Annotated in this window: 16 protein-coding genes, 1 tRNA gene, 1 rRNA gene and 1 riboswitch (1 of these 19 cut by a window edge); of the genes, 10 read left to right on the top strand and 8 right to left on the bottom strand. The window is 63.3% G+C overall.

Annotation, left to right across the window (positions count from 1 at the left end):
- The first annotated feature begins 34 nt into the window (after positions 1-34).
- Positions 35-1,219, top strand: coding sequence for a DUF2125 domain-containing protein (locus RAD15_RS28240; RefSeq protein ID WP_458181487.1), 1,185 nt, complete (start codon positions 35-37; stop codon positions 1,217-1,219).
- A 94-nt stretch (positions 1,220-1,313) separates the two neighbouring features.
- Here the strand turns inward: RAD15_RS28240 and RAD15_RS28235 are convergent, their stop codons facing one another.
- From RAD15_RS28235 to RAD15_RS28225, 3 genes are read right to left on the bottom strand one after another with little or no spacing between them, the layout of a single operon-like run.
- Positions 1,314-2,249: a prephenate/arogenate dehydrogenase family protein gene (locus RAD15_RS28235; protein WP_458181486.1), complete on the bottom strand. Its 936-nt coding sequence runs from the start codon at positions 2,247-2,249 to the stop codon at positions 1,314-1,316.
- Positions 2,246-3,343: a histidinol-phosphate transaminase gene (hisC, locus tag RAD15_RS28230; protein ID WP_458181485.1), complete on the bottom strand. Its 1,098-nt coding sequence runs from the start codon at positions 3,341-3,343 to the stop codon at positions 2,246-2,248. Before hisC ends, RAD15_RS28235 begins: the two co-directional genes overlap by 4 nt.
- A gap of 35 nt (positions 3,344-3,378) precedes the next feature.
- Positions 3,379-4,227, bottom strand: a complete 849-nt coding sequence (locus tag RAD15_RS28225; protein WP_458181484.1) for a chorismate mutase — start codon at positions 4,225-4,227, stop codon at positions 3,379-3,381.
- A 223-nt stretch (positions 4,228-4,450) separates the two neighbouring features.
- A riboswitch (SAM riboswitch) is annotated at positions 4,451-4,530 on the top strand.
- A gap of 85 nt (positions 4,531-4,615) precedes the next feature.
- Between RAD15_RS28225 and metX the strand changes: the two genes are divergently transcribed.
- Entirely contained in the window at positions 4,616-5,818 is a 1,203-nt protein-coding gene (gene metX / locus RAD15_RS28220) for a homoserine O-acetyltransferase MetX (RefSeq protein ID WP_458181483.1), read from the top strand.
- 2 nt (positions 5,819-5,820) lie between these two features.
- Positions 5,821-6,483, top strand: coding sequence for a methionine biosynthesis protein MetW (gene metW, locus RAD15_RS28215; RefSeq protein WP_458181482.1), 663 nt, complete (start codon positions 5,821-5,823; stop codon positions 6,481-6,483).
- A 116-nt stretch (positions 6,484-6,599) separates the two neighbouring features.
- On the opposite strand, the gene RAD15_RS28210 is transcribed toward metW, so the two are convergent.
- Positions 6,600-7,463: an alpha/beta fold hydrolase gene (locus RAD15_RS28210; protein ID WP_458181481.1), complete on the bottom strand. Its 864-nt coding sequence runs from the start codon at positions 7,461-7,463 to the stop codon at positions 6,600-6,602.
- Positions 7,464-7,678: 215 nt separating this feature from the next.
- Between RAD15_RS28210 and RAD15_RS28205 the strand changes: the two genes are divergently transcribed.
- The gene (locus RAD15_RS28205) at positions 7,679-8,353 is read left to right on the top strand and encodes an NlpC/P60 family protein (protein WP_458181480.1); all 675 of its coding nucleotides are present in this window, start codon (positions 7,679-7,681) and stop codon (positions 8,351-8,353) included.
- 122 nt (positions 8,354-8,475) lie between these two features.
- On the opposite strand, the gene RAD15_RS28200 is transcribed toward RAD15_RS28205, so the two are convergent.
- On the bottom strand, positions 8,476-9,264 hold the full coding sequence (locus RAD15_RS28200) for an MOSC domain-containing protein (RefSeq protein WP_458181479.1): 789 nt from the start codon (positions 9,262-9,264) through the stop codon (positions 8,476-8,478).
- A 241-nt stretch (positions 9,265-9,505) separates the two neighbouring features.
- Here RAD15_RS28200 and clpB point away from each other — a divergent pair, with 241 nt between their 5' ends.
- The 4 genes from clpB (at position 9,506) to RAD15_RS28180 (ending at position 15,847) form a co-directional block, all read left to right on the top strand.
- Entirely contained in the window at positions 9,506-12,145 is a 2,640-nt protein-coding gene (gene clpB, locus RAD15_RS28195; RefSeq protein ID WP_458181478.1) for an ATP-dependent chaperone ClpB, read from the top strand.
- 384 nt (positions 12,146-12,529) lie between these two features.
- Complete coding sequence (locus RAD15_RS28190) at positions 12,530-13,552, top strand: hypothetical protein (RefSeq protein ID WP_458181477.1); 1,023 nt, start codon at positions 12,530-12,532, stop codon at positions 13,550-13,552.
- Positions 13,553-13,630: 78 nt separating this feature from the next.
- Positions 13,631-14,806, top strand: coding sequence for a glycoside hydrolase family 19 protein (locus RAD15_RS28185; protein ID WP_458181476.1), 1,176 nt, complete (start codon positions 13,631-13,633; stop codon positions 14,804-14,806).
- 24 nt (positions 14,807-14,830) lie between these two features.
- Positions 14,831-15,847, top strand: coding sequence for a hypothetical protein (locus RAD15_RS28180; RefSeq protein ID WP_458181475.1), 1,017 nt, complete (start codon positions 14,831-14,833; stop codon positions 15,845-15,847).
- Positions 15,848-15,851: 4 nt separating this feature from the next.
- Here the strand turns inward: RAD15_RS28180 and RAD15_RS28175 are convergent, their stop codons facing one another.
- From RAD15_RS28175 to RAD15_RS28165, 3 genes are all read right to left on the bottom strand, one after another.
- The gene (locus RAD15_RS28175; RefSeq protein WP_458181474.1) at positions 15,852-16,154 is read right to left on the bottom strand and encodes a hypothetical protein; all 303 of its coding nucleotides are present in this window, start codon (positions 16,152-16,154) and stop codon (positions 15,852-15,854) included.
- 127 nt (positions 16,155-16,281) lie between these two features.
- The gene (locus RAD15_RS28170; RefSeq protein WP_458181473.1) at positions 16,282-17,901 is read right to left on the bottom strand and encodes a hypothetical protein; all 1,620 of its coding nucleotides are present in this window, start codon (positions 17,899-17,901) and stop codon (positions 16,282-16,284) included.
- A 152-nt stretch (positions 17,902-18,053) separates the two neighbouring features.
- Positions 18,054-20,117, bottom strand: coding sequence for a M23 family metallopeptidase (locus RAD15_RS28165; protein ID WP_458181472.1), 2,064 nt, complete (start codon positions 20,115-20,117; stop codon positions 18,054-18,056).
- A gap of 1,010 nt (positions 20,118-21,127) precedes the next feature.
- Here RAD15_RS28165 and RAD15_RS28160 point away from each other — a divergent pair.
- Together RAD15_RS28160 and RAD15_RS28155 are read left to right on the top strand one after the other, a co-directional pair.
- A 16S ribosomal RNA gene (locus tag RAD15_RS28160) occupies positions 21,128-22,616 on the top strand.
- 192 nt (positions 22,617-22,808) lie between these two features.
- A tRNA-Ile gene (locus tag RAD15_RS28155) sits at positions 22,809-22,869 on the top strand; it runs 16 nt beyond the window's last position.

Raw genomic sequence — 22,869 nt, 5'->3', positions numbered from 1 at the left:
CATTTGACAAAATCTGGGGTCAAAGGGTCGCCGCATGTCCGATATGACCGTTGCCGCAGGCCGGCGCTCCCGTTGGGGCCTTTTCATCGCACCCGTTCTCCTCCTGATCCTCGCGGTCGCGTGGAGCTGCTTCTGGTTCTATGCCGCCTCGCAGGCCGAAATCGCCGCCGACGCCTGGCGCGCGCAGGAGGCCAAATCCGGCCGCATCTATGATTGCGCCAAGCGCTCGATCGCGGGCTTCCCGTTCCGCTTCGAGGTCCAGTGTTCCGGCGCCAGCGTCGCCCTGGTCTCGCAAAACGCCAGCAAGACGCCGTTCACGGCCAAGCTCGACAACATCCTCGTCGTCGCCCAGGTCTACGATCCCAAGCGCGTCATCGCCGAATTCTCGGCGCCGGCGACGCTGACCGACGGCGTCACGCAAAACACCTTCGTGGTGAACTGGAGCAAGGGCCGCAGCAGCGTGGTGGGCCTGCCTGCCGTGCCGGAGCGCGCCTCCATCGTGTTCGAGGATCCCACCGTCAACCGGCTCGACGGCAGCGTGCAGGTGCCGCTGGCGCGCGCAAAACAGGTCGAGCTGCACGGGCGTCTCGCGGATGGATCGCCGTCGGATCATCCTGTTATCGAGACCGTGCTCCAGATCGCGCAGGGCAGCATCCAGGGCGTTCATCCCTTGCTCGCCGAGCCGTTCGAGGCCGACACCCGTGCCAAGGTCACCGGGCTCTCCGACCTCACGCCAAAGCCGTGGCCGCAGCGCTTCCGCGAGATCCAGGCCGCCGGCGGCCATATCGAGATCGTGCAGTCGCGCATCCAGCAGGGCGAGATGATCGCGGTTGCGGCCGGCACGCTCGGCCTCTCGGCCAATGGCCGTTTAGACGGCGAGTTGCAGATGACGGTGACCGGGCTCGAGCGCGTGATCCCGGCGCTCGGCATCGAGAAGATGCTGGAAGAGGGCGTGCCGCAGGCTACCCTCGACCGTGTTGCGCCCGGTGTGAAGTCGCAGGACCTCAACAACCTGTTCGGCGCGCTCGACCGCGCCGTTCCCGGTCTCGGCAAGGTCATCAAGCAGAACGCCAATGCCGGCGTTGCCGCCGGCATCAATTCGATCGGCACCGAGAGCACGCTGGAGGGCAAGAAGGCCCGCAGCTTCCCGCTGAAGTTCGTCGACGGCGCGGTGCTGCTGGGTCCGGTCAAGGTCGGCCAGATCCCGCCGTTGTATTAGGTTCTTCGTAGCTCCCGTAGCCCGCATGAGCGGAGCGATATGCGGGAATCTCTCCCGGATGTCGCTTCGCTCATCCGGGCTACGAAGCCGCGCGCTACGGCTTCTTCAGCGCCCCATGCTGCCGGCCGAAATCCGCCGCCGCCGAATCCTGTCCGATCTCGACGATGCCGCGGCGGATGGCGCGGGTGCGGGTGAAGTGGTCGAACAGCGCCTCGCCGTCGCCGCGCCGGATCGCGCGGGTGAGTTTTGCGAGATCCTCGGTGAAGGTGCCGAGCATCTCCAGCACGGCTTCCTTGTTGGCGAGGAACACGTCGCGCCACATCGTCGGGTCGGACGCGGCGATGCGGGTGAAATCACGGAAACCGCCGGCGGAGAATTTGATCACCTCGGACTCCGTCACCTGCGCCAGCTCGTCGGCGGTGCCGACGATGGTGTAGGCGATCAGATGCGGCAGATGGCTGGTGATCGCGAGCACCAGATCATGATGATCCGGTGTCATGACCTCGACCTTGGCGCCCATAGCCGCCCAGAACGCGCGCAGGCGATCTGTGGCCGCCGCATCGACGCCTTCCGGCGGGGTGAGGATGCACCAGCGGTTGATGAAGAGTTCGGCGAAGCCGGAATCGGGGCCCGAATGCTCGGTGCCCGCCACCGGATGCGCCGGCACGAAGTGAATGTTTTTCGGCAGGTGCGGTGCCATGTCCCTGACGATCGCGCCCTTGACCGAGCCGACGTCGGAGATGATCGCACCCGGCTTCAGATGCGCAGCGATCTCCTGCGCCACCGGACCACAGGCGCCGACGGGAATGCAGAGGATGACGAGATCGGCATCCTTCACCGCTTCCGCATTGGTCGCCACGACCTGGTCGACGATGCCGAGCTCCATCACCCGCGCGCGCGTCTTTTCCGAGCGCGCGGTGGTGACGATCTCGCCCGCCAGGCCCTGGAGCTTCGCAGCCCGCGCGATCGAGCCGCCGATCAGGCCGAAGCCGATCAGCGCGACGCGCTGGAAGTGCGGTGCGTTGCTCATTTGCCGGCCGTGAAGTCGCGCAGGGCCTCGACGACGAGGCGGTTGGCTTCCTCGGTGCCGATGGTCATGCGCAGCGAGTGCGGCAGGCCGTAGTTCTTCAGCGCGCGCAGCACCAGGCCCCGCTTGGTGAGGAAGGCGTCGGCGTCATCCGCGGACTTGCCCTTGTCGGTCGGGAAGTGGATCAGCACGAAATTGGCGACGCTCGGCGTCACCTTCAGCCCGAGCTTGCCGATCTCCTCGGTGAGCCAGTTGCGCCAGGTCTCGGTGAACTGCTTCGACATCGCCTGGTGCGCGGTGTCCTCGATCGCGGCGACCGCGGCGTACATCGCCGGCGTCGACACGTTGAAGGGACCGCGGATGCGGTTGACGGCGTCAATGATGTGCTCGGGGCCGAACATCCAGCCGACGCGCAGCGCGGCAAGGCCGTGGATCTTGGAGAAGGTGTGCGTCACCACCGTGTTCTCGGTGGTGGCGACGAGCTCGATCCCCATCTCGTAATCGTTGCGCGAGACGTAGTCGGAATAGGCGGCGTCCAGCACCAGCAGCACGTGCGAGGGCAGACCGGCGCGCAGGCGCTTGACCTCGTCGAACGGCACGTAGGTGCCGGTCGGATTGTTGGGGTTGGCGAGCCAGACCAGCTTGGTGCGCGGCGTCACCGCATTGAGGATGGCGTCGACGTTGCAGGTGAGGTTGGTCTCCTGCGCAACCACGTTCCTGGCGCCGACCGCCATGGTCGCGATCGGGTAGACCAGGAAGCCGTGCGTGGTGGAGATCGCCTCGTCGCCCTGGCCGAGATAGGTGTGGGCGAGCAGGTTGAGGATCTCGTCCGAGCCGGCGCCGCAGATGATGCGGTTGGGGTCGAGACCGAAGGAGCGGCCGATCGCCTCGCGCAGCACGCGCGAAGTGCCTTCCGGATAGTCTTCCAGGTGACCCGCCACGTGCTTGAACGCCTCGATCGCCTTGGGCGAGGGCCCGAACGGCGTCTCGTTGGCCGAGAGCTTGAACACCTTGCGGCCCGGCTCCGCCACCGGACTCTTGCCGGGCGTGTAGGGCGCAATATCGAGAATGCCGGGATTCGGCACGGGGCGGGACATCTTCAACTCCGGATAGGCTTCAGGCGGTTCGCGATTTACGATTTCGGCCCGGTCGGGGCCACCGTATAGCGCGTTGCGTGGCTGCCGACGAGGGCCGTGGAGCGCACCGAGGCCCCCGCCTCGATCAGGGCAGCCCTGATTTTGTCGATGCCGCTTGCCGCGGTGACCGAGACCAGCAGTGCCGCGCCGTCGAAGGCGGTGTCGGGCACCGCCACGATCTCGGCGAGCGGCGACAGCGCGCGCGCCACCTCGGCGTTCCACCCGGAGACGCGCACGCTGAAGGTCTCGACCTCCGTCACCAGCGCGCTGTCGGCGACGCGCGAGACTGCGAACACGGGCAGCGCGGCCGGATGGTCGGCGCGCTCGACGAAGGGCAGCCGCGCGATGATCTTCGGCGCACTGGCCGCCTCGAGCGAGAGCCACCATGGCGTGCGGCTGGAGGTCGCCGAGACCAGCGCCAGATCGCCCTTGGATTTCGCCACCGCCTCGACCGCGGCCTGTGCGCTGAAATGCGCGACGTAAGGCACGGTGAAGCCGAAATGGAAACGCACGGAATCGCGCATCGCCGGTTCGCTCACCGAGATGTCGGCATGCACCGAGAACGGCGCCTGGACATAGGTGAAGGTCGCGATGATGACGCGCCAGATGCTCTCGACCGTGTCGAGCGGCAGGATGCCGCGATGACGCTGCACGAGGTCACGCATCATGGAGGCCTCGCGCGCCGGGCGGAACGCCGAGCCCACCTCCTGGGTCTGCTTCACCTGGATCAGGCGGTCGATGATGTCGCCGCGCTGCATCAGCAGGCGATGCATGCCCTCGTCGATCGCGTCGATCTCCTTGCGCAGTTCCTGGAGCGATGGTGGCGCGGGCGGACGTTGGGACATATCTGACTTGGGCTTTTGAGAGTCTTGGGCTTTTGAGAGGCGTTCCAATGCGGGCCGGGCCAAGGAGATTGGTAAGGCCGGACCTGCTGGGGTCGACGTCCTGATTAGGCAGTCGGGCCGGCGAAAGCAAAGAGAAATGATGGCCTTTTCGGCCGACGCGACGGAGACGAATTTGGCTAATCCGGATCGTGTCTTGACGAAAAGCGCCCAAGCCAGTAGTTTTTGCCTGTTCCGTGGTCATTTGAGCCGGCCGGCTTGCAGCCACGTTAAAAAACTCGCTAAACAGGCCGGGGACGCTTTCGATCCCGGCCGAACCTATCGTTCAGGCCGGGTTTTTCATGGCCTGATGTCAGCGGCGCTCTAGCGGCCGTCGCAAACGAGGTCGATGATGGTTGGCGTCAAGTCTGTACCCAGTCCCGCGATCAGTGCCGACGACCGGTCGCATGAGGTCGATCATCCGAGTTCGCAGGTGGTGCATTTCGGCGCCGACCAGCCGCTGCGGCTCGATTGCGGCGTCGATCTCACCCCGTTCCAGATCGCCTACCAGACCTATGGCGAGCTCAACGCCGATCGCTCCAACGCGGTGCTGATCTGCCATGCGCTCACCGGCGATCAGCACGTCGCCAATGTGCATCCCGTCACCGGCAAGTCCGGCTGGTGGGAGACGCTGGTCGGCCCCGGCCGGCCCCTTGATCCTCAGCGCTACTTCATCATCTGCTCCAACGTGATCGGCGGCTGCATGGGCTCGACGGGGCCGGCCTCGATCAATCCCGCGACCGGCAAGGTGTGGGGCCTCGATTTCCCCGTCATCACCATCCCCGACATGGTGCGCGCGCAGGCGATGCTGATCGACCGGCTCGGCATCGACACGCTGTTCGCCGTCGTCGGCGGCTCGATGGGCGGCATGCAGGTGCTGCAATGGACCGCGGCCTATCCCAAGCGCGTGTACTCGGCGCTGGCGATCGCCTGCTCGACGCGGCACTCGGCGCAGAATATCGCCTTCCACGAGCTCGGCCGCCAGGCCGTGATGGCCGATCCCGACTGGCACAATGGCGGCTATGCCGATCACGGCATCCATCCGCATCGCGGTCTCGCGGTGGCGCGCATGGCGGCGCACATCACCTATCTGTCGGACGCGGCACTGCATCGCAAGTTTGGCCGGCGTATGCAGGACCGCGAGCTGCCGACCTTCTCGTTCGACGCCGACTTCCAGGTCGAGAGCTATCTGCGCTACCAGGGCTCGTCCTTTGTCGAGCGCTTCGACGCCAACTCCTACCTCTACCTGACGCGTGCGATGGACTATTTCGACATCGCCGCCGATCATGGCGGCGTGCTGGCGAAGGCGTTCGCGGAAATCCAGACCCGCTTCTGCGTCGTCTCCTTCACCAGCGACTGGCTGTTCCCGACCTCGGAATCGCGCGCGCTGGTGCATGCGCTGAACGCCTCGAGCGCGCGGGTGTCGTTCGCCGAGATCGAGACCGATCGCGGCCATGACGCCTTCCTGCTCGACGTGCCCGAATTCTTCGACATCTCCCGCGCCTTCCTGCAATCGGCAGGCAAGGCCCGCGGGCTCACCTTCAAGGACGGCTAGCGATGTCCGTACAGGAAGTGCTGCCGCTGGGCGGCCTCACCGCGGAACAGTCCGGCCAGTTTCGCGCCGACCATCTGCTGGTGGCCGAGATGGTGAAGCCGGGCTCCAAGGTGCTCGACGTCGGCTGCGGCGAGGGCGACCTGCTTCAGCTGCTCGAGGCCCGCGGCATCGACGGGCGCGGCATCGAGCTGTCGCGCGAAGGCGTGAACCGCTGCGTCGCCAAGGGGCTCGCGGTGGTGCAGGGCGATGCCGACACCGACCTCGTCAACTATCCGGACGACGCCTTCGACTACGTGATCCTGTCGCAGACGCTGCAGGCGACGCGCCAGCCGCGGGTGGTGCTGGAAAATCTGCTGCGCATCGGCCGCCGCGCCATCGTCTCGTTCCCGAATTTCGGCTTCTGGAAGATGCGGCTCCAGCTCCTGATCGGTGGCCACATGCCGCGCACGGAGAACCTGCCGGCGAGCTGGTACGACACCGCCAACATCCACTTCTGCACCATCAAGGATTTCGTCGAGCTCTGCGACGAGATCAACGTCAAGATGGAGCGCTCGGTGGCGCTCGATCTCTACGGCCGCCCGGTGCCGCTGAACCTGCCCTGGTGGGTGTGGAACATGTTCGGCGAGCAGGGCGTGTTTCTGCTGAGCAGGGGCGGGGCGAAGTGACGCCGTAGGCGTCATTCCGGGGCGGCACGAAGTGCCGAACTATGGTGCGCAATTGCGCACCTGAGAATCTCGAGATTCCGGGTTCGCTCTTCGAGCACCCCGGAATGACGGCCAGATCAATGCGCCGCCAGCGACCGCGGATCGCGCACCGGCCATCTTCCCGCTTCCACCAGCGCGACGAACCGCTCCACGCTCGCGTTGAACAGCGCGGGCTCTTCGAGATTCAGCACGTGGCCGGATTTCGGAAACATCGCGAGCCCGGCCGCGGGCAGATGCTTCTTCAGGAATAGGCTCGCCCCGACACAGGGATCGTCCTCGTCGCCGCAGATGATCAGCGCGGGCGTTGACACCTTCTTGATCGCATCCGTCAGCGTGTAGAGCGAGGGCCGGCCGCCCTGGAAGCCGCGCATCGTATTGGCCGAACCCCTGGCGTCGTGCCGCGCCAGCGCGGCGTAGAAATCGGCGTGGCCGCGCGGATCCTTCACCAGGAAGGGAATCCGGCTCGGCGCCTCGCGCGTGACCTTGGCGACCTCGGCAGAGCCCAGCGTCTCGAACTGCTCGGCATTGGCGCGGCATTGCTTGCGCCAGGCCTCCAGGTTCTCGATCTCCGAGCCGGAGCCGACACCGGCCAGCGTCATCGACAGCGCACGCTGCGGAGCGTTCAATCCGATCTGGAGCGACGAATAGGCCCCCATCGACAATCCCACGAGATGCGCGCGCGCGATCTCGAGATGATCGAGCACCGCGAGCGCGTCGGTGTAGAAGTGTTTGTAGGTGTAGACCTCGCCATCGGGCACGTCGGACGGCGTGTAGCCGCGCGCGGAATAAGTGATGCAGCGATGGCCGCGCGAGAAGTAGCGCATCTGCGGCTCCCAATTGCTGTAGTCGGCCGCGAACTCGTGCAGAAAAATAATCGGCGATCCCTGGCCCGCCTCTTCGAAATAGATGCGGACGTCGTCCCTGGTCGTGGCGTGGGGCATTAACTGTTTCCCTCTCTTCAAGCCGCCTTTGCAGGATCGCAGTTAATGTTGTTGTCCGCAATGCGGCAGCATCGGACCAGCACCGGCGCAAAATCATCGCAGCCATTCGCAGCCGCGGCGTCTTTTTCTCGCCACATCGGGCGGCTTAACGGCCAGACGGATGTCGGCCACCGCACGGGCCGATTGGAAGTGGGGGTGTCAACGAAGGATGAAGAATGTTTGAGTTGTTTGCGTCTCGCCTGTCGCGTTGTGTCATCGCGCTGGCGGTTTTCTTCGCGGCGGTCGCCGCTTTCGTTTCTCCGGCCTCAGCGCGGCCGCATCATCGTCATAGCGCAGAGCGGCACGCTTACGTGCACCACGCCAGACATCATCATTACCGGCACCATGCACGCAGCTCTCGCTTCGAGCGCAGCGCGGCGCAGTTGCAGGCGAGCGGCTTCGCCGACACCCAGGCGAGCTATGATCCGAACGCCAACAGCGGCGGCATGGCCCATAACGGCATGGCCAACACTGCAATGGCCAATGGTGGCGGCTTCGGTGGCGGATCGGGCCTCGTGTCCGAGGCGCGCCGTTATATCGGCGGCAATCCGACCGGGCGCGGCAGCCTGTGGTGCGCGCGCTTCATGAACATGGTGCTGCAGCACACCGGCCATCAGGGCACCGGATCCGACATGGCGAGCTCGTTCGCGCGTTACGGCACGCGTGTCTCCGGTCCGCAGGTCGGTGCCATCGCGGTGATGTCGCGCGGCGGTCGGGGCGGTCACGTCGGCATCATCACCGGCGTCGATGCGCAGGGCAATCCGATCATGATCTCCGGCAACAACGGCAATCGCGTCCGTGAAGCGCCAATCTCGCGCGGCCGCATCTATGCGTATGTGATGCCGAACTAACGACGGAGCCGTAGGGTGGGCAAAGGCGCGAAGCGCCGTGCCCACCGGCGGCGCGTCAACGCACGAGAACGGGAATGGTGGGCACGCTTACGCTTTGCCCACCCTACGGCAGCGGGGCCAGTTCACACCAGTCTCGGCTCTTCCACCGCAACCGCATCGCCGATACCGATCTCGCCATCGGCGATGACCTCGGCATAGATGCCGCAATCCATGTGGCCGAGATGGCGCGAAAGCGTCGGCGGTATCTCGAGATCGCGGTTCGCGGTCTCGGGATTGACGTTGGTGGCCGGGCAGCGAACGATGCGCTTGACCACCTTCAGCCGGGCCTGCCCGATCGCGAGCGTCTGGCCGACGAGATCGAGCTCGGACCAGGCCGGCCAGCCCTTCACGTAGAGATTGGCGCGGAAGCGCAGCGGATTCACGGCGGCGCCACCGAGCATCTCCTCGATCGCACGGACGCTGCCGAGATTGATGATGGACACGACCTTGCGGGCGACGTCGGAAAAGCTGTGGTCGCGGCCGGACAGGACTTTTGGCGGACCCTTCAGCTCCGGCTGGAAGTTTTCACGGAAGTAGGCCTCGATGGCGGCGCGCCCGGCGGCGGTCTCGAGATCGCCGCTGGCGACGATCTGGCCGTCCTTGCGGATGGTCAGGCGGTTGGTCGCGTCCTCGAACCGGCTGTCGAGGCTGGCCAGCCGCTCATTGCGCGCCAGCATCAGAAACTGGATTTTCGGCTTCCACTCGGGCGCATCCGGATCGAATCCGCTTGGGCCGTTCTCGACGGCGTAGCGGCGGTCGGCGGGCAGGGTCTCCCCCCGCCGCAAGGGGACGCGGGGCAGGCGCTCCGGCGTGAGGCCCTTGATCGGATAACGGTAAAGGCCGATGATCTCGGCGGTCTGGCTGACTGTCATGCCGCTACTTAGCGGGATTCGACCTCCCGGCGCCAACCCGCCCATCAGTGCACGAAATTGTGAACTGGCCTCTTCCGATCCGAGGGGCTCCTTCCCACATTTGGGTCAGGCCGGCGCCAGCGCCGGCTGATAACGACCGTTGCCGGTTGAGGAACGTCAACGCAGGCAGCGGAAACCCAATGAAGATGCCGTCTGGAGTGCCTTAGAGGGCTCCGGGGGCAGGCCGAGGGACAGAAAAGACATGAATATCGACAAATATACCGAACGCTCCAGGGGCTTCATCCAGTCCGCGCAGTCGCTTGCGGTGCGCGAGGGGCACCAGCAGTTTTCCACGCTGCATGTGCTGAAGGTCCTGCTGGACGACAATGAGGGCCTCGCCGCCGGTCTGATCGACCGCGCCGGGGGCAATTCCCGTGCAATTCTGAAGGCGACCGAGGACGCCCTCGGCAAGGTGCCGAAGGTCAGTGGCGGCGGCGCCGGCCAGATCTATCTGGCGCCCGAGCTCGCCCGCACCTTCGACGCGGCTGAGAAGGCCGGCGAGAAGGCCGGCGACAGTTTCGTCACCGTGGAGCGGCTGCTGCTCGGCCTCACGCTGGAGAAGACCAGCGAGGCTGGCGCGATCCTCAGCAAGGGCGGCGTCACCCCGCAAAATCTCAACGCGGCGATCGAGGCGCTGCGCAAGGGCCGCACTGCGGACTCTGCGACCGCCGAGAACGCCTATGACGCGCTGAAAAAATATGCCCGCGACCTGACCCAGGCGGCGCGCGACGGCAAGCTCGACCCGGTCATCGGCCGCGACGAGGAGATCCGCCGCACCATCCAGGTGCTGTCGCGCCGGACCAAGAACAATCCCGTCCTGATCGGCGAGCCCGGCGTCGGCAAGACCGCCATCGCGGAAGGGCTCGCGCTGCGCATCGTCAACGGTGACGTGCCGGAGAGCCTCAAGGACAAGAAGCTGCTCTCGCTCGACTTGGGCGCGCTGATTGCGGGTGCAAAATACCGCGGCGAGTTCGAGGAGCGGCTGAAATCCGTGCTCCAGGAGGTGACTGCGAGCGAGGGAAATTTCGTCCTGTTCATCGACGAGATGCACACGCTGATCGGCGCCGGCAAGGGCGACGGCGCGATGGACGCCTCCAACCTGCTCAAGCCCGCGCTCGCCCGCGGCGAGCTGCACTGCATCGGCGCGACCACGCTCGACGAGTATCAGAAGCACGTCGAGAAGGACGCCGCACTGGCGCGGCGCTTCCAGCCGATCTTCGTCAGCGAGCCCTCGGTCGAGGATACGATCTCCATTCTGCGCGGCCTGAAGGACAAGTACGAGCAGCACCACGGCGTGCGGATCACCGATTCCGCGCTCGTGGCCGCGACGACGCTGTCCAACCGCTACATCACCGACCGCTTCCTGCCCGACAAGGCGATCGACCTCATGGACGAGGCGGCTGCGCGGCTGAAGATGCAGGTCGATTCCAAGCCGGAAGAGTTGGATTCGCTGGACCGCGAGATCATCCGGCTCAAGATCGAGCAGGAAGCCCTGAAGAAGGAAAGCGATCTCGGCTCCAAGACCCGTCTTGAGACGCTGCAGAAGGAGCTCGCCGAGCTCGAGGAGAAATCTGCGGCCCTGACGTCGCGCTGGAGTGCGGAGAAGAACAAGCTCTCCAACGCCCAGAAGCTGAAGTCCGAGCTCGACGGCTTGCGCGTCGACCTCGCGGACGCGCAGCGGCGCGGCGAGTTCCAGAAGGCGGGCGAGCTGGCCTATGGCCGGATTCCGCAGCTCGAGAAGCAGCTGGCCGACATCGAGGCGCGTGAAGGGTCCGGCGAGATGATGGAGGAGGCGGTCACTGCCAATCACATCGCGCAGGTGGTCTCGCGCTGGACCGGCGTGCCGGTCGACAAGATGCTGGAGGGCGAGAAGGAGAAGCTCCTGAAGATGGAGGAGCAGCTCGGCACCCGCGTCGTCGGCCAGGCCGAGGCCGTGCGTGCGGTCGCAACCGCCGTGCGCCGCTCGCGCGCCGGCCTGCAGGACCCGAACCGCCCGACCGGCTCGTTCATGTTCTTAGGCCCCACCGGCGTCGGCAAGACCGAGCTGACCAAGGCGCTCGCCGAGTATCTTTTCAACGACGAGACCGCGATGGTCCGCCTCGACATGTCCGAATACATGGAGAAGCACTCGGTCTCGCGGCTGATCGGCGCGCCTCCGGGCTATGTCGGCTATGACGAGGGTGGCGCACTCACCGAAGCGGTGCGGCGCCGGCCCTATCAGGTGGTGCTGTTCGACGAGATCGAGAAGGCGCATCCGGATGTCTTCAACGTCCTGTTGCAGGTGCTCGACGACGGCCGCCTGACCGATGGCCAGGGCCGCACCGTCGACTTCCGCAACACGCTGATCATCATGACCTCGAACCTCGGTTCGGAGTTCCTGGTGAACCAGCCGGAGGGCGAGGACACCTCGGCCGTGCGTGACCAGGTGATGGGAATGGTGCGGGGACATTTCCGCCCCGAATTCCTCAACCGCGTCGACGAGATCATCCTGTTCCACCGCCTGCAGCGGAGCGAGATGGGCCGGATCGTCGAGATCCAGTTCGCGCGGCTGCAGAAGCTCCTGACCGATCGCAAGATCGCGCTGACGCTCGATGCCGCGGGCCGCGACTGGCTCGCCGCCAAGGGCTGGGACCCCGCCTACGGCGCACGGCCGCTCAAGCGGGTGATCCAGCGCTACCTCCAGGATCCGCTCGCCGAGATGATCCTGGCCGGCGACGTCAGGGACGGCGACAGCGTCGCGATCTCTTCCGAAGGCAACGTGCTGACCTTCAACGGCAAGGCGCCGCAGACCGCCGAGATCACCCAGTTCGAAACGCCGGTGTCGAAGCGGAAGCTGAACTGAGGGGCGCGAACCAACCTACTGAACCTGCTCAAACCTCCCCGCAAATGCGGGGAGGTTTTTTTTGTGCCGTGCCGCGAGCCATGTGCCTCAGGCGACGAGGCGGCCGGGCGCTGCACTCTACACACGCCGAGTAGCACAACCACCGGCTGCCTCACTGCGACGCACGCAGGAGAGGTGTGATATAAATAGAACACGCTGTGCGCTTTCTCTTGGAGCGTGCATGAATCTTCTTGAACAATTCGGCCGAGGGCCGCCACAATCCCTAATAGATATTTAAGGGATTGTGGCGAAGCACGGCGCGTACGCCGGATATTGCTCGCGTAAGAGTGTGCTTCCTGGCAGGGGCGCTCGCCATAACCCGAAAGGAATTTTTGGGGGCGTGCGATGCGTACGGGTATCGTTGCGAGTTGCGTTGCGCTGGCGCTGTCACTCACGGCCTGCAACGATCTTACACTTGTGCGAGAGGGTATCGGTACCAACCTGGCGACTACCGATCTGTCCGAGGTGAGCCGTCTGCAAGACGTCTACATCGGCGAGGTGTGTCGTCAAGCCGGGCTAAGGGTCTTGCGCGATGGCGACTTCCTCTTTTGCGAGGAAGTGGGCATGAGGCCATCAGAATGGATGGCCTTTGTTCAAGCCGGAATGAATGACATTGATAGGCGATGCGACGCCTATCTAGCTTGGCTTGACAACAAGCGGCGCTGGCGAGAGCCCGTTCTCAAGCAGCTTCATACGACAGCTGCGACGACCGCTGCTATCATGGGGCTTACGGGCGTAGATGCCGTGCCAATAGCTATCGTGGCGGCCGCGTTTGGATTTGCCCAGGATACGTTCGTCAATATCAATTCCAGGCTGCTGACGGAGATCGATCACTCTGTCGTGCAAGCTGTCGTGCTCGACAATCAGAATCAGTTCCGAGTTAAGGTCGCGCAGACGCCCATCGATAATAGGCCGGCTGCGATCTATATCCTACGCAATTATCTGCGCATCTGCATGCCGTTCTCGATAGAGATGAGCATCAACAATACGATGACAGTCTACAGCCGCGGTGGCGCGGAGGGACTTCGCTCCGAGCCGCTGCTGACGCGCCCACCGACGGTCGCGCGTGTTGTGGCAATTCAGGATGTCAATAAGCCGATGGATCGTGTTCGAGCGGCGCGAGTGACAGGACCGACGCGCCTTGGGAAGTTCGAGGAAGATATGAAGGGTCCCGACATGAGAACGGCGTTGAGCATCCTGTGCCGACCAGACACGGAGACAGATCTCGGCGGCGAAGGTTCGCTGGCGCGGAAAAAGTTGGCTTCTGTACTGAAGAACAATGGCCTGACAGTTACCAACCGGATCAACACTGGCAACTTCACCGATCTGAGAGAGCTGAGTTCTCAAGGCAAAGTGAAATGCCCCTGAACTTCAGTAGTTGCAGACGAACGAAGATGTTCGCATTGCCTTGTTTGCCCGATTTCTTGTTTGATCATCAGGTGATCCATGACGATCGATCGTGCGCTATTCGCTGAAGAATGTGTCCGGCAGGGCGTGTTCTTCACGGTTCAACCGCATTACCTTCTGGGCGTCGCGCAACTTCGATCAAATATTTCGGACGAGGCTGAGGGCGCACGGATCGGCCCGTTTCGGTTGACGCAGGCGGAATGGAACGCAAACAGCAATGATGGTCTGTTTGACGTCCATTTCACGCCAGAGCAGATTCACAGTTCGACGCGACAGTGTGCAGTGTTCGGGTTGATGGCGCTACGCGCGTTCGATTTATTCGAGGAAACTAACGGCCGCGCACCGTCCGCTCAGGAGCTCTATCTGCAACAGTGGCCCGATGGCGTTGCGACAGGTCTCCAGAAGGCACTGGACGACACCGCCGCTCTAATCGAGCCTGCGGCGCAGGCCGTGCTGGGCGATCCGAAGTCGACAGCGCCGATTGCGAGGTCGGATCAGCCCGTTGCGGAGCCGGTCCAGGAGTTCAGTTCCGATCCGCTTCCCGATGTTCCCCTGGAAAACGGGGGAAGCAGTTCGATGTTGACGCTGGCGATGCTGAAGAGACGTTGGCCTAGAGCGGACGTCGATCTCATTCAGGGCATGGCGAACACTGCCGATGTGCTCGAACAGCTGGGGATCAACACGCCACTTCGGATGACCCACTTCATGGGGCAAATCAGCCAGGAGTGCGGCAGTGGCACCGAGATGGTGGAGAAATTGAACTACAGCGCCCAGAGAATGATGAAAGTTTTTCCAAAGCGTTTTCCGACGCTCGCCTCGACCCAGGGCTTCGTCAACGACGAGAGGGCGTTCGGCAACAAGGTGTACAATGGACGCATGGGTAATCGTACGGGCTCCAATGACGGATTCGACTTCCGTGGGCGCGGAGGGCTCCAGCTCACCGGCCGTGACAGCTATAATGCGATCGGCAAGAGCTGCGGCCTTAATCTGATCGCGAATCCGGATCTGGCGATCGATCCAAACAACATGCTTCGCATTGCCGCGACCGAGTTCGTGAAGCTTGGTTGCCTGCAGGAGTGCGATAGCGACAACGTCGTGCAGGTCTCGGCCCGCGTCAACCTTGGTCATCCGACCACGTCCCCCGAAAAGATCAACGGGCTGCCCGACAGAATCAAGCAGGTCGAGCTTTGGAAACGTGAGTTCGGCGTCAACTGAAACGTTCTTACGGATGGTCCTGCCATGGTCATTGATCGCGCGATGTTCGCTCAGGAATGTGTTCGCCAAGGTACATTTTTCGGCATGCACCCTCACTATATGCTGACCGTCGCGCAGTACCGGTCGGGCATATCGGATGAGAGTGCTGACGGCCAAATTGGGCCCTTCCAGTTGCGGCAAAGCCAATGGAATGCCAACCGGGACAATGAAGAATTCGATGTTCATTTCACGCCTGAACAGATCGGCAGCGCGATCCGGCAGTGTGCGGTATTCGGCCTGATGGCTCACCGTGCTTTCGATACTTTCGTTTCGATCAAAGGTCGTAATCCGAGCGTGAAGGAACTCTATCTGCAACAATGGCCCGACACCCCACCGAAGAAGTTCGACGAAAACCTCCAGCAGGCGCTGGGTGCGACGGCGCCATTGCTCGAACCGGCCGTTAAAGCTGTCTTCGACGATCCCGATTCTGCACCACCACCGCTTACAGAAATCGGTGAGGCCACCGAACGTCCGGTTTCGCCGGCCCCGCCGACGGGCGCTGGGGTCGCACCGGAATGGTATGCGTTGGCGATGGGAGAAATCGGGACGCGTGAAGAGGGGAATAACAGCGGAGCGGTGATAGCTCGCTACCGCCAGTTGGCCCAGTGCGGCAGCGATCATGACCCATGGTGCGCAATATTTGTGAATGCGATGTTTGCGCTGTGTCAGCCTGCTGTCACGGGCACCAAATCGGCATCATCTCAGTCTTTTCGCAGCAGCCCCGATTTCAAGCAGCTTGATGGGCCAGCGCTGGGAGCGGTCGTAGTGTTCTGGCGCAAGAGCCCACGGTCGGGACTAGGGCACGTGGGATTCTATCGCGGTGAAACGTCTGAATCGGTCTACGTGCTGGGCGGCAACGAGGACGATATGGTCCAGATTGAGCCTCTGACGAAGAACCAGCTCAGAGGTTACTGGTGGCCTGCGTCGGTCACGCAGCCACAGATTGCGAAGATCATCGTTCCACCCGGCACACCGAAGCATCAAACGACCAAGGTTACCTGACGATTCAACGTTCGGGGTCCGCAGCGCCGTCGAGTGGCGCCGCGGAACGGCCGTTGACCGGGTTCGGCACGGCACTGGTGAGTACGGCTCGACAGAATTCATCCGGCATGCTGACCGCCTCAAATCGCTGCGGGCGCGGAGCCCGCGGCTGGACCGGGCTCCTCGCGCGCCCGTCCCCGCGCCAGTGGTCGCAAATCGTGAGCATCGACTCATCATTGGCGAGCCAGGTCTGGGCCTCAGTGAGTTCCTCGATGGTCGCGCCGGTCCCAATGATCTGGGCAATGGTGACGTCGTCGGCCCGGTCCACGGTCTTGACGACATCGTTGCGTAAGACGCGCGCTCGTGGAGCGATCCTCTTGCTGGTCGGTCCCGTTAGCCTCTGACCGGGAGCCGGCGGGACCGGCTCCCTCGCAGCCAGATTCCGCTGGCGTCGCCTACTTCCTCACCACCTTGTAGATCGCGTTCTCGATGTCCGAGCTGAAATAGATCACTCCGCTCGCTCCGACCGCCACGCCTGTCGGAATATGCGTCGGCAGGCCGCCGGGCGCACCCATGAGGCCGATCGGAAGATTGGCCGCAATCTCCCTGACCTCACCGCTCTCCGGCGCGATCTCGATCAGGCGCTTGGCGCCGACCTCCGCGACGATCAGCTTGCCGTCGCCGGTGCGTGCGATGCCCTCGGGCATTTTCAGCTCCTTGGCGAGCACGGTCTTTTCGCCGTTGCTCTCGATCATGGAGAGGAGGCCCGAAAAGGCTTCGGTGACATAGACCTCGCCGCGCGATCCGACGACGAGCCCGACCGGGCCTTCGAGGTTGCCGATCAGCGTGGTGCGATCCTTGCCGTGCTCGCCGCTGACGCGGACCAGCGACTTGGTGCCGAGTTCGGCCACCAAAATGCTGCCCTCCGCGAGCACGATCGCGTCATGCGGCGCCTTGAAGCCGTGCAGCATGTCGCGTGTGGCGCCGGTCTTGCCGTCGATCACCTGCACCGTGCCGGTGAACCAGCTCGACAGGACCACGTCGTTGCCCCTTGCCGTCGCGCTCATCGGATATTCGAGCGTGGTGCCGGCGGCGTGCATGCGCGCCTTCTCGGTGACCTCGCCGGTCGCCCCGTTCACCGTGCGATAGGCGAACACGTCGGCGACGTGGATCGTATCCTTGCCGTCGTCCGATGTGACGCCGATGCCGCCGGGCAGAGCGAGCTTGCCGATGATGATTTGTTTGGCTTGGCCGGTCGCCGGGTCGACCTCCTGGATGCCGTTGTCGGCCATGTTGGAGACGTAGATTCGATCCTTGTCGTCGATCGCGAGATTGTCGAGCGACGGCTTCAGTTGCGCGACCATGGTTTTGGTGCCCGACTTGGGATCGACCCTAACGAGCTGGCCGAGTGCGGTGTCGACCACCCAGAGGTTGCCCCTGGAATCGAAGTTCACCGCGGCCGGGACCTTGAAACCGTCGGCGACGACGGTCAGCTCGGCCTTGTCGACGTCGACTTTCGCAACCTGTCCCTTGAACCAGAGCGGACCGTAGAGCTTGTCGTCGGGACCGAATTCGAAGCCGTTGAGGCCGCCCATCTTCTCCATGATCTGGCGCGGCGGTTTGACGCCCTCGACGTCGATTTCATAGAGCGTATCGCCGAGGAAAACGGTGGTGGCGTACAGTCTGCCGTCCTTGCGGAAGGCGAGTGAGTTGATTCCGGGAAGCCCGCTCGCGAGCTTCCTGATCGGGCCGTCGCCCTTGCGCGCATAGAGATCGCCGGCCAGGAAGCCGGTCCAGGCCATGGTGCCGTCGGGCGCGAACGCGATGTCGTCGGCCATTCCAAGGGGCGCGGGGATTGCAACCTTGGCGGTACCGCCCGATATGTCGACCTCGTAAAGCGCCGCGCCGGCGACGCTGCCGGCAAACAGATGGCCGGCCTTGTCGATCGCAAGCCCGTGCACGCCATGGAACGCCGAGCCCGGAACGAGCTTGGTCACCTCCCAGTTTTCTGCGGACGCGCTCGTGATGGAGAAAACCGCGACAATCAGGGCCGCGCAGGCGAGCCTGTTCTTCATGGCGAGACCTCCCTTTTTTGGAAAGTATTCGCCCGTCATACGGCTTTGGCAAACGAAACTTGACGTTGTGACGCAATGAATCGGCCGCTGTTTCGCAGCGTCCCGTTCAATCGTGTCTGAAGATGTCCGGCTGGCGTCGGAGGGTTGTCGGCTTACCGGTTGGTGACCTGCAACGGTCCGCCCGTCGCATCCGACATGCGGGCGATGGCGCCGCCACGGCCGCTCATCATGCCGTCGAGCCGGTCGCGCTCCTTCTCGAAGCCCGCCAGAACCGCGCCTTCCAGCGAACGGCCGCGCGGCAGCTTCACGCGCAGCGGGTCGACGAAGCGGCCGTTGACGAGGATCTCGTAGTGGACGTGCGGACCTGTCGACTGGCCGGTCGAGCCGACGAAGCCGATCACCTGGCCCTGCCGCACCTTCTTGCCGAGCTCCATGCCCTTGGCAAAGGCCGACATGTGGCCGTAGGCGGTCTCGTAGCCGTTGGAATGCTTGATGCGGATGTATTTGCCGTAGCCGCCCTCGGGGCCGGCCTTCTCGATCACGCCGTTGCCGGAGGCGAAGATCGGCGTGCCGTAGGCGGTGGCCCAGTCGACGCCGGTGTGCATCTTCACATAGCCCAGGATCGGATGGCGGCGGCCGCCGAAGCCGGAGCGCATGATGGCGTTGTTGACCGGTTTCCTGACCAGGAACTTCTTCGCGCTCTTGCCGGTCTCGTCGTAGTAGTCGACGACGCCGTCGTCGGGGCTCTGGTAGCGGTAGTATTTCTTGGTCTCGCCGCCGACCGTGAGGGAGGCGAACAGCACGTCGTTCTTTTCGCTCGACGTCACGCCCTCGTCTTCGCCGGCGTAGAACACGTCGAAGGAATCGCCCGGCTGCACCTTGCGCTGGAAGTCGACGTCGTAGGAGTAGATCTTGATCATGTCCTCGATGACAGGCATCGGGACCTTGTTGCGCATCGCGGTTTCGTAGATGCTCTGGTAGAGCCTGACGCCGGTGCCGTCATCGTCGTCATCGTCGTCGCTGCTGGCGTTGGCCGCAGCGTCGGCGACGGTGTTCATGCTGGAGACGTCGACCGCGACATACTTGCCGAGATCGGACAGCGCCGCGATCGCCTCGACCATGGTCTCGTTTGCAACCACGACGCGATAGGGCTGCAAACGGGCGCCGGGGCTTGCGGGCGCCATCAGGATGCGGAGCTTCTCGCCTTCCTTCAGGCCGCCGTCGCGGCCGCGCGGGCCGAGCGTCGCGGTGATCGCCTTGATCTCCTCAGGCGTGGCGCCGAGATCGCGCAGGACGGAGCCGACGCTGTCGCCCTTCTTGACCATGTGGACGCGTTCGCCGTTGGGATTGCCGCCGGTGATCTGCTCCTTGGTCTTCGGCAGCAGCGTGACGTTTTCCGGCACCACGCGCGTCTCGAAACCGGCATAGGGATCGGACGGCGACGCCTCGGTGGCGTAGGCCATCTTCATGTCGGAGGGGCCGGTCGCGCCGGAGACGTCGGCGGCGGCATTGGCGAGCGCGGCGTAGCGCACCCCGCCATTGCCGCGCCAGTTGGCGGCATCGCGCACCCGCATCAGGATGTCGTCGAGCGCCACCACCGCGGAAATCTTGGCCTTCGGCAGCACCGGCGACAGGTCCTTGGTGACGAAGGAGACCTCGGCGTCGGGCTCGACCGCTTCCGGATTGTTGGGATCGTCGGAGGCCGTCTTCGGATCGGAGCCGACATCGGTGAGCAGGCGCTGGGCGTTGAACGGCGGGATCTTCGCCGACAGGTCGCTCGTCGTCATCGACAGATTGCCGGCGATCCGGACGAACGGGCGCACCCGCATCACGTCGCGGTTGCCGACGCGGGCAACGGTGGAGACGCGCACGATGTTGCGCGACGCCGTGGATTCGTTCGGCGGCGGCAGGCGATCGCTCTTGTGCAGCGTGGCGGCGCGGTCAGCTGCGCCGAATGCGCCGCGCAGCGCGCCTTCGACCCGCTCCGGCACCTTGGCGAAGGTCATCTCGCCATCGAGAGATGCGAAAACGGCGCCGCCGATCAGGGCTGCGCCGCAGAGTCCGGTCAGAATTGTCCCGCTGAACCATTGTACCGAGACGCGGCGGCGGTCGATCACGGCGGCTTCGGAACCATCGACGGACAGCGGCGGCTCGTGGCCGAGATCGATGATCCCGGTCTCACGCCCGTAAGCGCCGCGTGACGTCCTGTGGTTCACTCAAGTCCCCCAATCAACGACCCAAGAAGCCCGCTTCGAACCCCGTCCCAGGCTGCCCTCTTGAAGGGGGATTGCCGGGAAAAGGCAAGCCGCACAGATGTCCGCGCTCAGAAAGCCCCACGAAGGGGCCGGCCGAAATTACGAACAGAAGGGCGGAAAAAGCTCTCTCGATGTCTCTCGAACGTCCGGGGAAGGCCGCGTCATCTGCAAGATGCCTTCCTCTGACCTCATGAAAACCGCCGGCAGCCCCCACTGGCGTCCCTGCGATTCAAGCTTGTCTCATACCAGAACGCCGCGGGATTGTGGCTCTAGTACGGCGCCTAATAGGGAAAAAGTTTCCTGAACGGCCCGGCGCGACGCGCCTCCTTGGAGGGGCGCCGCAGGCCGCCTCCGGGAGTCCGCGGGGAGCCCCCTCCGAGCCCCTCCGGAGCCCACCTGGAGCCAAACTTTTTTTCAGATTTTTTGCCGGGCGGGCCCGACCCGCGCGCTGGGTGCCTCGCTAACCGACTGGAATCGCGCGATTTTTTACGACAATCCACTGTGCGACGATTTGTTGACGATGGGCGTTGACAATCCCGGGCGGGGGGGCCTATAACCCAACCACTGAGCGCGGCGCCGCCGGGTCACTGACCAAGGCGAGCGGACGCGCCACTGATGCTCCTCACCTTGTTGAGTGACACAACAGCCGACACAAGTCGGTTGGAGTTCATCCATCGTCGGTAAGGGTGTCGGAACCCTTCCTCTCAGGAAGGTTGGGACCTCTCCGGTTCCGGGCTGTTTGACAAGTGAAGATGAAGAAAGAGAAACGTGGACGGCGGAGTCCTTGCGGGTCTCGCTCCTGAGAAGCTTCGGCTTTTCTGGTCGAGACCGGACGAAAGACTTCGGCGGTACACGTTTCAAAGGAAACACCATCGTTGCCAGCGATGTGAATCGCAGGCAGCACATCGACTTCGGTCGATAATGGTGGGACCTCGTCAAACGTTGTGATCAGCCGGTTCAAAGTTCAAGTCCAACTTGAGAGTTTGATCCTGGCTCAGAGCGAACGCTGGCGGCAGGCTTAACACATGCAAGTCGAGCGGGCGTAGCAATACGTCAGCGGCAGACGGGTGAGTAACGCGTGGGAACATACCTTTTGGTTCGGAACAACACAGGGAAACTTGTGCTAATACCGGATAAGCCCTTACGGGGAAAGATTTATCGCCGAAAGATTGGCCCGCGTCTGATTAGCTAGTTGGTAGGGTAATGGCCTACCAAGGCGACGATCAGTAGCTGGTCTGAGAGGATGATCAGCCACATTGGGACTGAGACACGGCCCAAACTCCTACGGGAGGCAGCAGTGGGGAATATTGGACAATGGGGGCAACCCTGATCCAGCCATGCCGCGTGAGTGATGAAGGCCCTAGGGTTGTAAAGCTCTTTTGTGCGGGAAGATAATGACGGTACCGCAAGAATAAGCCCCGGCTAACTTCGTGCCAGCAGCCGCGGTAATACGAAGGGGGCTAGCGTTGCTCGGAATCACTGGGCGTAAAGGGTGCGTAGGCGGGTCTTTAAGTCAGGGGTGAAATCCTGGAGCTCAACTCCAGAACTGCCTTTGATACTGAAGATCTTGAGTTCGGGAGAGGTGAGTGGAACTGCGAGTGTAGAGGTGAAATTCGTAGATATTCGCAAGAACACCAGTGGCGAAGGCGGCTCACTGGCCCGATACTGACGCTGAGGCACGAAAGCGTGGGGAGCAAACAGGATTAGATACCCTGGTAGTCCACGCCGTAAACGATGAATGCCAGCCGTTAGTGGGTTTACTCACTAGTGGCGCAGCTAACGCTTTAAGCATTCCGCCTGGGGAGTACGGTCGCAAGATTAAAACTCAAAGGAATTGACGGGGGCCCGCACAAGCGGTGGAGCATGTGGTTTAATTCGACGCAACGCGCAGAACCTTACCAGCCCTTGACATGTCCAGGACCGGTCGCAGAGATGTGACCTTCTCTTCGGAGCCTGGAACACAGGTGCTGCATGGCTGTCGTCAGCTCGTGTCGTGAGATGTTGGGTTAAGTCCCGCAACGAGCGCAACCCCCGTCCTTAGTTGCTACCATTTAGTTGAGCACTCTAAGGAGACTGCCGGTGATAAGCCGCGAGGAAGGTGGGGATGACGTCAAGTCCTCATGGCCCTTACGGGCTGGGCTACACACGTGCTACAATGGCGGTGACAATGGGATGCTAAGGGGCGACCCTTCGCAAATCTCAAAAAGCCGTCTCAGTTCGGATTGGGCTCTGCAACTCGAGCCCATGAAGTTGGAATCGCTAGTAATCGTGGATCAGCACGCCACGGTGAATACGTTCCCGGGCCTTGTACACACCGCCCGTCACACCATGGGAGTTGGTTTTACCTGAAGACGGTGCGCTAACCCGCAAGGGAGGCAGCCGGCCACGGTAGGGTCAGCGACTGGGGTGAAGTCGTAACAAGGTAGCCGTAGGGGAACCTGCGGCTGGATCACCTCCTTTCTAAGGATGATCCTTCAGCGAGCTTCGGCTCACTATCGGATCGTTTTAGAAACATCAGTGGCCAACAATCGTCAGGATTGTTGAGCTGCATTGGCGGGATTTCGCCGTCTTCGTTTCTCTTTCTTCGCGGACGAACACGCGCTGGGGCTGCAAGCTTGCAGAATCCCTGGTCCTTGACTGGATATGCGTTAGGGGCTTGTAGCTCAGTTGGTTAGAGCGCGCGCTTGATAAGCGTGAGGTCGGAAGTTCAAGT

The sequence above is a fragment of the Bradyrhizobium sp. 14AA genome, assembly GCF_054185205.1.
This window is presented reverse-complemented; position numbering and strand designations above follow the sequence as displayed.

Bases quoted from the DNA above. Each gene is read 5' to 3' on its own strand.
- RAD15_RS28240 (WP_458181487.1), top strand. From the start codon at position 35: ATGTCCGATATGACCGTTGCCGCAGGCCGGCGCTCCCGTTGGGGCCTT.
- RAD15_RS28235 (WP_458181486.1), bottom strand. From the start codon at position 2,249: ATGAGCAACGCACCGCACTTCCAGCGCGTCGCGCTGATCGGCTTCGGC.
- hisC (WP_458181485.1), bottom strand. From the start codon at position 3,343: ATGTCCCGCCCCGTGCCGAATCCCGGCATTCTCGATATTGCGCCCTAC.
- RAD15_RS28225 (WP_458181484.1), bottom strand. From the start codon at position 4,227: ATGTCCCAACGTCCGCCCGCGCCACCATCGCTCCAGGAACTGCGCAAG.
- metX (WP_458181483.1), top strand. From the start codon at position 4,616: ATGGTTGGCGTCAAGTCTGTACCCAGTCCCGCGATCAGTGCCGACGAC.
- metW (WP_458181482.1), top strand. From the start codon at position 5,821: ATGTCCGTACAGGAAGTGCTGCCGCTGGGCGGCCTCACCGCGGAACAG.
- RAD15_RS28210 (WP_458181481.1), bottom strand. From the start codon at position 7,463: ATGCCCCACGCCACGACCAGGGACGACGTCCGCATCTATTTCGAAGAG.
- RAD15_RS28205 (WP_458181480.1), top strand. From the start codon at position 7,679: ATGTTTGAGTTGTTTGCGTCTCGCCTGTCGCGTTGTGTCATCGCGCTG.
- RAD15_RS28200 (WP_458181479.1), bottom strand. From the start codon at position 9,264: ATGACAGTCAGCCAGACCGCCGAGATCATCGGCCTTTACCGTTATCCG.
- clpB (WP_458181478.1), top strand. From the start codon at position 9,506: ATGAATATCGACAAATATACCGAACGCTCCAGGGGCTTCATCCAGTCC.
- RAD15_RS28190 (WP_458181477.1), top strand. From the start codon at position 12,530: ATGCGTACGGGTATCGTTGCGAGTTGCGTTGCGCTGGCGCTGTCACTC.
- RAD15_RS28185 (WP_458181476.1), top strand. From the start codon at position 13,631: ATGACGATCGATCGTGCGCTATTCGCTGAAGAATGTGTCCGGCAGGGC.
- RAD15_RS28180 (WP_458181475.1), top strand. From the start codon at position 14,831: ATGGTCATTGATCGCGCGATGTTCGCTCAGGAATGTGTTCGCCAAGGT.
- RAD15_RS28170 (WP_458181473.1), bottom strand. From the start codon at position 17,901: ATGAAGAACAGGCTCGCCTGCGCGGCCCTGATTGTCGCGGTTTTCTCC.